Genomic DNA, 12,538 nt, shown 5'->3' on the forward strand with positions numbered 1-12,538 from the left:
AAATAATCGCCGTCGAAGCTTACGAGCGAGTATTTGCGCTCGCCCCCAAGCGCCTCTACGAGCTCCGGCACGCTAAGGAACGTGAGGCTGTCGGCGCCTATAAATTTGCAAATTTCATCCGTGCTCATATTTGCGGCGATCAGCTCGCGCACGCTCGGCGTGTCGATGCCGTAGCGCTCGGGATACTTTAGCTCCGGGCTTGCGATGCACATATGTACGCGCGCCGCGCCCGCATGGCGCAGAAGCTCGACGATCTTTTTGCTCGTGGTGCCGCGCACGATGCTATCGTCCACGACGACGACGCTTTTGCCGTGAAGTGCTGCGCCGATCGGGTTTAGCTTGAGTTTGACCTTTAAATTTCGCACCTCTTGCGTCGGCTCGATGAAGGTGCGGCCGATGTAGTGGTTGCGCACGATCGCCATCTCGAAGGGCAGCTTGCTCTCTTGCGCGAAACCCAGCGCCGCCGGCACGCCGCTATCGGGCACGGGCACGACGAAATCAGCCTTTAAACTCCCGCATTTTCGCGCGAGCGCAGCGCCCAGTTTTTTTCTGACCTCATATACGTTTTTGCCCTCTACGACGCTGTCTGGGCGCGCAAAGTAGATGTATTCAAACGCGCAAATTCTAGCCTCCGCGGCTTTTAAAATTTGAACCGAGCTAAACTCATCCTTGCCCTCTTCGAAGATCACCATCTCGCCGGGCTTTACGTCGCGGATGAACTCGGCTCCTACGAGATCAAACGCACAGGTTTCGCTCGCGACGATGTAGCCGCCGTCTTTGAGCCTGCCGATGCTGAGCGGACGCACGCCGTAGCGATCGCGCACGGCAAACATCTTCGAGCGGCTCAGGATCAGAAGCGAATACGCGCCCACGCACTGATTCAGCGCTTCGATGATGCGGTCTTTTAGATGCTCCTGCTTACAGCGCGAGATGAGGTGCAGGATGTTTTCGGTATCCATGTTGGACTGAAAGATCGCCCCTTCGCTTACGAGCTTACGGCGAATTTCGTCTTTATTGATCAAATTTCCGTTATGAACGATCGAGATCTCCCCCAGAGCGTAGTTGCCGGCTACCGGCTGCGCGTCCTTTAGGCTGTCTGCGCCCGCGGTGCCGTAGCGGTTGTGGCCGATTGCGATGTTTCCCTTTAATATTTCAAAACTCGCGGGGCTAAAAACCTCCGTCACGAGCCCCGTGGCTTTGATCGTTTTGATGTGATGATTAAAGCTCGAGCTTATGCCGCTTGCCTCCTGGCCGCGGTGCTGCATGGCAAAAAGCCCGTAATACGCGGTCTTAGCCGCACCTTCGGAATTTATGACTCCCACGATTGCGCACATTTTCTAACCTCTTAAATTTTATTTTTTAGAAATTTATCTATATTTTGTTTTATACTCGGCAGGTAGTCGCTAATTACGCTTTGAACGATGGCTAAATTTAATCCTTCGTAATCGTGTGCCGAAGCGTTTCTGATCCCGCGAAATCCTGCTATATCGCTTGGTGCGAATATACTTAGAATTTCCATATCGCCGCTATCTTGAATTTTTTGCAGTTGCTCGTTGCAAGAGATTAGATGCATTATTACCGCTGGCCGGTCGCGAAGTTCGTCAGCAAGCGCTTTTTCAACACCGATTTTGCAGATTTGTTGTATCGCGTCTATCTTTTTGCAGATCAACTCAAGCCTTTGTAAATTCCTCTTATTATACATAGATAGCTCCTTCTAGTAGCTTTAGCTTCTTTTCATCGCTCATCGATGCAGTATCGCATATATCTACCGAAATTTTAAATTTATTAGCGATTCGTCCTCTTAGCTCGTCTAAATATATAAACGTTCGCATACCGCCGCCAAGACGAGCGATTGTTTGCTCGCTACTTTCGATAGTTACGTCGATATCCGAAGCGATATTCGCTCCGCCTTTGGCGTAGCTGCCGAATAGCCCGACTTTGTAAATTCCAAAGCTTTCAAGCTCGGGCTTTAGCTCGCGCAGAAAATTTAAAATTTCATCTTTTGTAGGCATTTTTCCTCTCAAATTTAGCCGCAAAGGTCTAGATTCCTAAGCAGTCGTCGATACCGTAAAGCCCCCTATTTTGGGGCGCTAGCCATACTGCGGCCTTTATCGCGCCTCTGGCAAAGGTCGCGCGCGAAGTTGCCGTATGATTTAGCTCGATAAATTCGCCATCGCCGTAAAATCCCACGGTGTGGCGTCCGACGATGTCGCCTCCGCGCAGCGACATCACGGCGATTTCGTCCTTGCCGCGCTCACCGATGAGCCCGTCGCGACCGCTTACGCGCACATCTTTTAAATCTAGCCCTCGCGCGCTTGCGGCACTTTCCGCAAGGCTCATTGCCGTACCGCTCGGGGCGTCTTTTTTGTGGCGGTGGTGCATCTCTAAAATTTCGCAGTCAAAATCGCGCAGGCTCTTGCTGGCAAGCGCTACGAGCTTGTTTAGCACCGCGACGCCCAGGCTCATATTCGTAGCGTGCAGCACGGGCATCTTTGCGCCGCACTCGTGCAGTAGCCGCTCGCCCTCCTCTCCTAGAGCCGTCGTGCCGATGCAAAGCGGCTTTGGGTGCGAAAGCGCAAATTTCATTAAGCTTATCGCGCCGTCTCGGATCGTGAAGTCTATCACGACGTCGCAGCCGCTAAAAAGCTCGTCGTAGCTGCTTACTACGGCGCAGCTTGGCGTATAATCAAGCGGCGCGACCGTGTAGATCACGCTTGCTCGCACCTGATCGAAATTTTTCAGGCACTCGTAGATCATCGTGCCCATTCTGCCGCTTCCGCCGTGAATTCCTATATTTATCATCGCCGCTCCTTAAATTTTAATCCGCTTAGTATAGCCAAATTTTGCTTACACTACCTCTCTACGCCGAGACTTAGCGGGATAAAGCTGTTTTGTTTAAGCTCGGCTTCGCTTGGTTTTTTGATCTCTATGCGAGAGGCGCTTACACCGCGCTGCACGAGTGCCGCTTGCACGGCAGTCGCCCTGGCAAGGGCTAACTCATCAAGACGCGAACGGGTAAATTTCTGCGCCCCTATCAGCTCCTCCATCGCCTCATCGCCGCCGGATTTGATGCCGTATTTGATCTTAAGCGCCGCTATGGCTTCATCCGTGGAGAGACCTTGTTTATTAGACATCAACGTGAGGGTATTTTGCAGCGAGCGCCTTTTAAACTCGTGAGTATCGAGCTTTTCGTTATACGCGGAGTTTAGGATGATCTTAAGTTCGGGCTTGGCTTTTGCGACCTTGGCTAAATCATCTATTTTGGAGCTTTCGCTGATTAAAATTTCGCTGCTCGCCGCCTCAAAATCGATACTTTCGAGCTTTTTCGTATCTACGCCCGCGATCTTTCCCATAAATCTAAACGGGCTTAACACGATATCCGAGAGCAGCTTTTTGACCGCGCCCCAAACGAGCGCGCCGTAGCTAAATTTCGGATCGCTTAGCGTGCCGCTTAGAGGCAAGCTAATATCGATCTGATCGTCGCTATCCTTTAGGATCGATACGACTAGGCCGATCGGAAGCCTCAGCGCGTCCTTGCTCTGCACCTCTTTGCCGAGCTCGAAGCGGTCTAAATTTAGATCATTGCTTGCGTTTAGCTTGCCATCGTCGATTTTGTAGGCGAGTTTTAAATTTAACTTACCGCCTGCGATTTCATTGCCGATATACTTGGCGGTATAGGGCGATGCGGGCACAAGCGGGATCTCCTTTAAAACGACGTTTATATCGCTTTTGCGTTTAAAATCCAGCGGATAGACGCGCGCCGTGATGCTCGCTAGCCCGCTTCCGCTTACGAGCGAGCTAAGCTTGATATCCGCCGCCCGCTTCGGACTGATCTCGCTGATGCTTGCTTTCATATCGCTGATGCGCAGTTTAAAGGGCGTTGCTAGACTCTCGTCGGTAAAATTTAAACTGCCGCCGCTAAGCGAGATATTTTTTACGCTCCAGGCAAAGCTTGCCTTGCTTTTTGCGGATCTATTAGGCGCAGCTTCGGCGGGCTTTGCGGTCTGTTTTGCCTGCGCGGCGGGCTTTATCAGCGAGAGCAAATTTAAACGCCTATCTTTATTTAGCGAGATATTTGCCGCGGGTGAGCCAAGAGCGATCTTGTTTAGCGTGAGAGAGCTTGGGCTTAGCGCGATTTGCGCGACATTCAGCGACGCAAGGGAGAAAATTTTATCCCTGCCCGAGCTTAGCGCCAAGCCCTTGCCCGATAGCTTCGCTTCGAGCGAGAATGCGTTTGAAAGCTTCAGCTGCCCTTGCGTAGAAAGCTCGCCTGCGATGGAGCCCGTGATAAATTCCGCCGCGTATCTGTTAAAAACGCTCAAATTTGGCGCATTTAGGCTAAAGCTCACGCCTACGTTAAGCGGCGCGATGCTAACCTTGCCGTCCGCGCTAGCGGTGATCTCGCCCGTGATAAGGCTTGCTTTGATACCGAAGGGCTCGGCGAAATTCGAGCTTAGCCCGCTTAGCGTGGCGCTGAAATCCTTGATCTCGTGCACATTGTTTTTAACGATAAAGCTCTCGCCGATCTTAGCCTTTGCGCCCGTTACGGAGGCCTCGCCGATCTTAAATTTTAAAGCGGGGCTTTTGGCGGGCTTTTTAGAATCTGAATTTGCGCCGCTTGCCGTAGAGTTTGCGTCCGCCGGGTTTGTATCGCCCGCGCTCGCCGTTTTTTTAAAGCTCGCGGGATTTTTAGAAATCGCGCTTAAAATAGCCAGATCGTTTATGCTTTTGGCGCCGTTAACGCCCACTTCCGAGTTGAAAAACGGCTCGTTTAGCAAAATTTTATCCACACCCAGATCGAGATCCGCGACGTTAAATTTAACCCCTTGCACGCCGAAGCTTTCAAATCCGCTAAAAATTCCGTTTTTGTTTGCGATTTTGGAGTTTGAAATTTTAGCAAACTCCAGGCTTACGCCGTTTTGCGCGCCCTCTTTGTCGTAGCTAAACGCGCCCAGCTCGGTTGCGGCGACCGAAATTTTATCGCTGCGCGCGAGCGTAATCTGCGTATCCGCGATACTAAAGGCGCCAAAACCCGTATGAAGGGCCGTATCGTTACCTTCGGCGTTAAATTTTAAGAAATTTTCCGTGATTTTAGTGTCGTTTGAGACGACCGAAATTTGCGGGTTTGCAAAGCTTGAGCGGTTTAGATCTACGCTTTTTACGGCGGAGTTTAGCCGCAAGTTCGCGCCCGTTTTATTAAAATCCAGCGCAAAATCCGCGACCTGCGCACCCTCAAAGCCTGTGGAAATTTTGGTTTCGTTCATATCGTATTTTGCGCCCGAAAATAGAACTTTCGGAATCATCACTTTGCCTGAAATTTCATTCGAAACGTCCGTATTTAGGCTAAAGCTCGGGATTTTTAGCGAGTCTAGAGAAATTAAATTTTGATCTTGCAAAATTTCTAGGCTTTGCAGCTCGAGCTTTGAGTTTTCAAGCGCAAATTTTATATTTTCATCGAGGCTCAATCGGTAATTCAGCTCGGCGGAAAGGAAGCCGTTTTTAAACCGCACGCCGCTAGGATCGAGATACGATAGCCAAAACGGATCGATTTTCAGCCGCGAGATATCTACCTTGCCGTGCAGACGAAGAGGCGCCAGGTCGATGGCTCCATCGAAGCTCAGCGCGTCGTATGTGCGCGAAACGGCGCTTAAATCGTGCTCGCCGATCGTTTCGTCCTTTAAATTTAGCCCGTTGATCTCATAATTTAGCTCGGTCGAGATGAGCGAAAACGGCTTTTTCAGGGAGTTATCGACGTAGCCCAGAGAGCCGCGCTCGATCTTAAAATTATTCAGCGTGACGTTGAAGCTGGAGTTTTCATCCTTACTTTCGCTCTTTTGCTCCGAAAGTAGCGGCTCAAAATTGAAGGTGCCGTTTTGCTCGCGCTCGACGTGAAATTTAGGGGATTTAAGATGCAAAATTTCTACTGCGAGAGTCTTTTTAAAAAGCTTTGAAAAGCCGATTTTTAAATTTATCTCATCGGCGCTAAACAGCGGCTTAAAGGTGCTAAGCTCGGGGCGCGTGATATTTAGCTCGTAGGTAAAGGGGTTAAATTTGGCGTCCTGCACGCTAAAGTTTGCTCTGCCTTCTAGAATTTTAGGCAGCGCCTTTTCGATAAAAAGCGGCACGCCGAAAAAGCCCGCAAGCACGTAAAACAGCGCAAATCCGCCCAAGCCGCAAGCAAACTTACGTCGGTGTTTTATAAAAAATTTTTTCATTTTTCCGCTCATTAATTTTGATAGCGTAAAATTATATCCAAAAATTTCGTGCAAAGGGTTAAATTTTGCTGGTTCACATCTGCTGCTCGGTCGATTGCGATTATTTTTTGCGCCGCTTAAAAGAGCTCACGCAAGAGCCGCTAATAGGCTATTTCTACGATCCAAACATCCACCCCTACGGCGAATATGTTCTTAGAATGCACGACGCAAAGCGGGTTTGCGAGAATTTAGGGATTAAATTTATCCCGGGCGAGTATAATTTGCAGGGCTGGCTAGACGGTGTGCGCGGGCTTGAAAATGAGCCCGAAAAGGGCGCGCGCTGCGAGTTTTGCTTTGATTTTCGCATGCAAAAAACAGCCGAGCTCGCGCTAAGTTTGGGCGAACTCAAAATCACTACGACGCTTCTTATGAGTCCCAAAAAATCGTACCCTCAGCTTTGCGCCTCATTGCAGCGCATTTGTGAGCGCTACGGACTGGAGTTTATCGCGCCCGATTTTCGCAAAAACGGCGGCACGAACGAGCAGTTTGCGCTCGCGAAAAAAGACGCGCTGTATCATCAAAACTACTGCGGCTGCATCTATGCACTTGCGGCGCAGCGGAATGATCAACGAAAGGCCGAGCGAAATTCGGGCGGAAGTCTGACGACGGATTTGAAGCGAAATTTAGCCCAAGGCGCCGAAATTTACGAGCTAATGTCGTCTATCGATCGGCAGATCCTGCCCGCTTCGGTAGAGGAGAAATTGAAATTTTACAAAAAGCTTTGTGCGCTTGAAAGAAAAGGGGTTAAATTTAGCGTGCTGCGCGATCGATTTTTAAACTACCGCTTGTTGCGCGCATGGATTAAATTTGACGGGCGTGTAGTGCCCTCGTTTGTGCTATTTGGCTCGCATTTTATGCGCGAAAACGTAAAATTTAGCATAGAGCGCGAGTGCGAAATTTTTTGCAGCGACAAGGGCGAGATTAAAATTTTAAGCCTGGCGAAATTTAACGAAATTTCAAGATCAAATTTCAAAAGCGTATCCGAAATGCTAAAAAACCCGCCGAGTCTAGCGCGCCAAAATAAAACTCGCGCCGCCCTGTGCGCTGCGGGCTCGCTCTCGCCGATCATCGTCACGGACGAGATAAGAGCCGCCAAAGTTCAAATTTACGGGCTCTCGCGCATATTTTTAGACGTTAGGGAAATTTTAGTAAGAATTTGATAAGATTCTAAAATTTCTAAAAAAGGCAGATCAATGATAGATATAAACGAAATCCTCTCCATCCTACCTCATCGTTTTCCGTTTTTGCTGATAGATCGCGTCGAAGAGCTCAGCATAGGCGAAAGTATAAAGGCCTATAAAAACGTAACCTACAACGAGCAGATCTTTCAGGGCCACTTCCCCGGCCATCCGATCTATCCGGGCGTTATGATAATCGAGGGCTTAGCGCAGGCAGGCGGCGTGCTGGCGTTTAAGAGCATGGAGAAAGACGGCGCCAATTTAAGCGATAAAGTCGTGTATTTTATGAGTATCGATAACGCTAAATTTAGAAACCCGGTCCGCCCCGGCGACAAGCTTGAGTATCGTATCAGCGTAATCAAACACCGCGGACGCATCTGGGTGCTAAAGGGCGAAGCCTACATCAACGACGGCGCCACACTGGCCGCGCAGGCTGAACTTCAAGCGATGATAATGGATAAATGATGGCTAAAGTTCACCACACGGCGATTATTGAGGACGGCGCGCAGATCGGAGCCGAGGTTGTGATCGAGCCGTATGCTTTCATAAGCGCGCAGGCGAAAATCGGCGACGGCTGCACGATCAAGCAGGGGGCGCGCATCGTCGGCGATACGCAAATCGGCGAGGGCTCTAAAATTTTTTCATACGCGATCGTGGGCGAAATCCCGCAGGATATGAGTTTTAAGCAGGGCGAGCGAACGGGGCTAATCATCGGCAAAAACGCTACGATTCACGAGTTTTGCACAATCAGCTCGGGCTCGCATAAGGGTGACGGATTTACGCGCATCGGCGATAATCTCTTTATGATGGCGTATTGCCACATCGCGCACGATTGCGTGCTGGGAAGCAACATAATCCTAGCCAACAACGCCACGCTCGCAGGCCACGTCGTAATGGGCGATTATGCCGTTATCGGCGGGCTTACCCCCGTACATCAGTTCGTCCAAATCGGCGAGAGCTGCATGATCGCGGGGGCTAGCGCGCTTAGTCAGGACGTGGTGCCGTTTTGCCTAGCCGAGGGAAATCGCGCCTATATCCGCGGGCTAAATTTAACGGGCATCCGCCGCCGCTTCGATAAAGAGACGGTCGAGACGATAAATCGGGCGTATAAATTTTTATTCAACCAAGGCACGGGCTTAAAGGAGCAGGCGCAAATTTTATTAAACGAAACGAGCGATCAAAACGTGCGCAAGATGTGCGAGTTTATAATCAACACAAAACGCGGAATTCCGCTAGATAAAGGTAAAATTTAATGGCAAATAAGTGCAGTTTTTGCGGTGAGACGGGCGCAGACGGGCGTCGTATCTATCCTAACGACAACGGTACGGCGGCTATCTGCAGCTATTGTATCGATATGGCATACGCCGCTATCCACGGCAGCGAAGGTCAAAATGAGGCGGTACAAAATCAAAATAAAGAGATCGATTTCGAGGCTATCAAGCCAAAGGCGCTGATGGAGGTTCTAAACCGCTACGTCATCGGTCAGGAGCGCGCTAAGAAAATTTTTAGCGTCGGCGTTTACAACCACTATAAAAGAATTTTCAGGCAGACCGACGCGCAGGGCGACGACACCGAAATTTCAAAATCAAATATCTTGCTTATCGGCCCTACCGGCAGCGGCAAGACGCTTATGGCGCAGACTTTGGCGAAATTTTTGGACGTGCCGATCGCCATTAGCGACGCTACGAGCCTAACGGAAGCGGGCTACGTCGGCGAGGACGTAGAAAACATCCTCACCCGCCTTTTGCAGGCTGCGGACGGCGACGTAGAGAAGGCGCAGCGCGGTATCGTATTCGTAGACGAGATCGATAAGATCGCGCGAATGAGCGAAAATCGCAGCATCACGCGCGACGTAAGCGGTGAAGGGGTACAGCAAGCGCTACTTAAAATCATCGAAGGAAGCGTCGTAAATATCCCGCCGAAGGGCGGTCGCAAGCATCCAAATCAGGACTTTATCCAGATCGATACTACTAATATCCTATTCGTCTGCGGCGGCGCATTCGACGGGCTAAACGAGATCATCAACCGCCGTATCGGGCAGAACGTGCTTGGATTTAACCAAACAAAGCGCAGCAAGAAAGAGAGTTTAAATTTACTAAACATGGTCGAGGCCGACGATCTGGTGCATTACGGCATAATCCCCGAGCTCATCGGGCGATTGCACGTAGTGGCTACGCTAAATGAGATCGACGAAAAGGCTATGGTTAGAATTTTAACCGAGCCGAAAAACGCGATCTTAAAGCAATATCAAAAGCTCTTTGCGATAGACGGCGCAAATTTAAAATTTGATGGCGACGCGCTAAGAGAGGTCGCGAGCCTTGCGATCAAGCGCAAAACCGGTGCGCGCGGACTTCGCAGCATAATCGAGGAGATCATGATCGATATTATGTTTGATCTGCCTGAGCTTAAGGGCTATGACGTCATCATCTCGAAAGAGGTCGTAGACGGCGTCTCTAAGCCGATACTTGTAAAACAAAATTTAACTGCATAAATTTAAGGGGGATAAATGTTACTTGATTCGATTCTAGGATTATTTTCAAGGGATATGGGCATCGATTTAGGCACGGCAAACACGCTGGTGCTACTAAAAGATAAAGGCATCATCATCAACGAGCCGAGCGTCGTAGCGGTACAAAATGAGCGCTACGGCAAGCAAAGAATCATCGCCGTGGGCGCCGAAGCCAAAGAGATGCTCGGACGAACTCCAGGCGACATCGAAGCGGTGCGCCCGATGAAGGACGGCGTTATCGCGGATTTTGATATGACGGAGAAGATGATTAGGTATTTTATCGAAAAGACCCACAAGCGCCGCTTTTTCGTAAGCCCGCGCATCATCATCTCGGTTCCTTACGGGCTAACTCAGGTCGAGCGCAAAGCCGTGCGAGAAAGCGCGATGATAGCGGGTGCGCGCGAGGTTTATCTAATCGAAGAGCCGATGGCTGCGGCGATTGGTGCGGGGCTTCCGGTAAATGAAGCGCGCGGCTCGTTGGTCGTAGATATCGGCGGCGGTACCACCGAGATCGGCGTTATCTCTTTAGGCGGTATCATCAGCGCCAAATCCGTCCGCGTCGCGGGCGATAAGATCGATGCGAGTATCGTTAACTACGTCAAGGAAAAATATAGCCTGCTTATATCCGAGCGCGCGGCTGAGGAGATTAAGATTAAGATCGGCACGGCGGTGCAGCAGCAAAAAGATCTAACCTATGCCGTTAAAGGAAAAGATCAGATCAGCGGGCTTTTAAGCTCGGTCGATCTTACGAGCGAAGACGTAAGAGAGGCGATTAAAGATTCGATAAGAGAGATCGCGGACGCGCTGAAATTCGTGCTAGAAAGCATACAACCCGAAGTCGCAGCCGATATCGTCGAAAACGGCGTCGTGCTAACGGGCGGCGGCGCGCTCATTCGAGGATTAGATAAGTATCTAAGCGACACGGTGAAGCTTCCGGTTTTTGTAGCAGATGAGCCGCTTCTGTGCGTCGCAAACGGCACCGGCAAAGCCCTAGAAGAGATTAAAACGCTAAAACAAACGGCAAATGACTAATCTCAAACTGCTTCTAGTCGCAGTCTTGTTAGTGGCCGTTTCGCTTACGTTCGGCTCATATATCCACGGTAAATTTATCGGATTTTCCGGCGGAATTTTAGAGGTGTATTACGGCGTAAGCGGCAGGATTAAAAGCGCGGTGAACGAGCATTTTAACCAAGCCGAGACGATTAAGGCTCTACGAGAAGAAAATGCCGAGCTGAAAAAATCGGCGATGTTGCTTAGCACGTTCGCGGGCGAGCTCAATAAAATTTTGATCGATAAAAATAGCTCCGTTTACGAGCCCAAGGTTCAGCTCGTAAAGGCGATGAGCTATGCAAATTTAAACGACTACAACAAATTCTTCGTAAATTTTGAAAATTTTAACCCGAGCAAGGTTTACGGTCTGATTAGCGAGGGCAAGACCGCAGGAATTTTAGTGAATAAAGACGGGCGCCCGCTTGCGATCTTGCAGCGCGACGAAAAGAGCAACTTCTCCGTTTTCATAGGAGATGCTCAAATTCCGGGCGTCGCGGGCGGCGAAAAAAACGAGCTCGTAGTCAGATACATCCCGCAATGGCTTGACCCCAAGGTGGGCGACGAGGTTTTTACGAGCGGGAAAGATGAAATTTTCTTTGCCGGCGTGCCTGTGGGGAAGGTCAAAGAGATTCAAAACGGAAAGTTATACAAAAGCGCCGTACTGGAGCCATACGTGAATCCGAGTATGCCGGCGTTTTTGTATGTCGTTACAAAGGAAAATTGATGCCCAAAAGAGATGATATTAAGACGATTTTGCTGATCGGCAGCGGCCCTATCGTAATCGGCCAGGCGTGCGAGTTTGACTACAGCGGTACGCAGGCGGCTAAGACGCTAAAGAGCCTCGGATATCGCGTAGTGCTAATAAACTCTAACCCCGCTACCATTATGACCGATCCCGATTTTGCCGACGCTACCTATATCGAGCCGATCACCAAAGAGAGCATTTTGCGTATCATAAAGCGCGAGGGCGTCGATGCGATCCTGCCTACTATGGGCGGACAGGTCGCGCTAAACGTCGCGATGGAGGCTTACGAAAGCGGCGAGCTAGCGGAGGTGAAATTTCTAGGCGCCAACCCCGAAGCGATCAAAAAGGGCGAGGATAGGGTAAAATTTAAAGAGGCGATGATTAAGATCGGAATGGATCTGCCTAAATCCAAATACGCTTACAATATCGAAGAGGCGATGGTTGCTGCAAATGAGATCGGCTTTCCGCTCATTATCCGCGCTAGCTACACCCTAGGCGGCGCAGGCAGCGGCGTGGCGTACAATATCGACGAGTTTAAAGAGGTCGCGCAAAACGGGCTAGACGTGAGCCCTATAAATGAAATTTTGATCGAAGAGAGCTTGCTTGGATGGAAAGAGTTCGAAATGGAGGTGATCCGCGATCATAAGGACAACTGCATCATCGTCTGCTCGATCGAAAATTTCGACCCGATGGGCGTGCATACGGGAGATTCCATCACGGTTGCGCCCGCTCTAACGCTCACCGATAAAGAATATCAGGCGATGCGCGACGCGAGTTTTAAAATTTTACGCGAGATCGGCGT

General features: G+C 50.1%; 11 protein-coding genes and 1 pseudogene. 7 read left to right on the top strand and 5 right to left on the bottom strand.

Features of this window, described 5'->3' with window-relative positions; translation table 11 throughout:
* The 5 genes from purF to Q0438_RS03510 all read right to left on the bottom strand — a co-directional run.
* On the bottom strand, positions 1-1,334 hold a 1,334-nt coding region (purF, locus tag Q0438_RS03490), incomplete at its 3' end, for an amidophosphoribosyltransferase (protein WP_299187432.1).
* 11 nt (positions 1,335-1,345) lie between these two features.
* Positions 1,346-1,702 carry a HepT-like ribonuclease domain-containing protein gene (locus Q0438_RS03495; RefSeq protein ID WP_299187433.1) on the bottom strand — a complete coding sequence of 119 codons (357 nt, stop codon included), beginning with the start codon at positions 1,700-1,702 and terminating at the stop codon, positions 1,346-1,348.
* Complete coding sequence (locus Q0438_RS03500) at positions 1,695-2,024, bottom strand: nucleotidyltransferase family protein (RefSeq protein ID WP_299187434.1); 330 nt, start codon at positions 2,022-2,024, stop codon at positions 1,695-1,697. The genes Q0438_RS03495 and Q0438_RS03500 overlap by 8 nt, the downstream gene beginning before the upstream one ends.
* A gap of 16 nt (positions 2,025-2,040) precedes the next feature.
* Positions 2,041-2,802 carry a 4-hydroxy-tetrahydrodipicolinate reductase gene (gene dapB / locus Q0438_RS03505; protein WP_299187436.1) on the bottom strand — a complete coding sequence of 254 codons (762 nt, stop codon included), beginning with the start codon at positions 2,800-2,802 and terminating at the stop codon, positions 2,041-2,043.
* Positions 2,803-2,852: 50 nt separating this feature from the next.
* Positions 2,853-6,215, bottom strand: coding sequence for a DUF748 domain-containing protein (locus Q0438_RS03510; protein ID WP_299187439.1), 3,363 nt, complete (start codon positions 6,213-6,215; stop codon positions 2,853-2,855).
* A 65-nt stretch (positions 6,216-6,280) separates the two neighbouring features.
* On the opposite strand from Q0438_RS03510, the gene Q0438_RS03515 reads away from it, so the two are divergent.
* The 7 genes and pseudogenes from Q0438_RS03515 to carB form a co-directional block, all read left to right on the top strand.
* Positions 6,281-7,414: an epoxyqueuosine reductase QueH gene (locus Q0438_RS03515; RefSeq protein WP_299187441.1), complete on the top strand. Its 1,134-nt coding sequence runs from the start codon at positions 6,281-6,283 to the stop codon at positions 7,412-7,414.
* A gap of 33 nt (positions 7,415-7,447) precedes the next feature.
* Positions 7,448-7,897: a 3-hydroxyacyl-ACP dehydratase FabZ gene (fabZ, locus tag Q0438_RS03520; RefSeq protein ID WP_297915899.1), complete on the top strand. Its 450-nt coding sequence runs from the start codon at positions 7,448-7,450 to the stop codon at positions 7,895-7,897.
* Positions 7,897-8,685 (top strand): acyl-ACP--UDP-N-acetylglucosamine O-acyltransferase, encoded by a 789-nt coding sequence (lpxA, locus tag Q0438_RS03525; RefSeq protein WP_299187443.1) that lies wholly within the window; start codon positions 7,897-7,899, stop codon positions 8,683-8,685. Before fabZ ends, lpxA begins: the two co-directional genes overlap by 1 nt.
* Positions 8,685-9,923, top strand: coding sequence for an ATP-dependent protease ATP-binding subunit ClpX (gene clpX, locus Q0438_RS03530; RefSeq protein ID WP_299187445.1), 1,239 nt, complete (start codon positions 8,685-8,687; stop codon positions 9,921-9,923). Before lpxA ends, clpX begins: the two co-directional genes overlap by 1 nt.
* Before the next feature lie 15 nt (positions 9,924-9,938).
* Positions 9,939-10,973: a rod shape-determining protein gene (locus Q0438_RS03535; protein ID WP_297916013.1), complete on the top strand. Its 1,035-nt coding sequence runs from the start codon at positions 9,939-9,941 to the stop codon at positions 10,971-10,973.
* Positions 10,966-11,715, top strand: coding sequence for a rod shape-determining protein MreC (mreC, locus tag Q0438_RS03540; protein ID WP_299187448.1), 750 nt, complete (start codon positions 10,966-10,968; stop codon positions 11,713-11,715). The genes Q0438_RS03535 and mreC overlap by 8 nt, the downstream gene beginning before the upstream one ends.
* A pseudogene (carB, locus tag Q0438_RS03545) lies at positions 11,715-12,538 on the top strand (carbamoyl phosphate synthase large subunit); the annotation flags it as partial. The gene mreC and the pseudogene carB, both read left to right, overlap by 1 nt.

The organism is uncultured Campylobacter sp., assembly GCF_938030785.1.
Classification (GTDB): domain Bacteria; phylum Campylobacterota; class Campylobacteria; order Campylobacterales; family Campylobacteraceae; genus Campylobacter_B.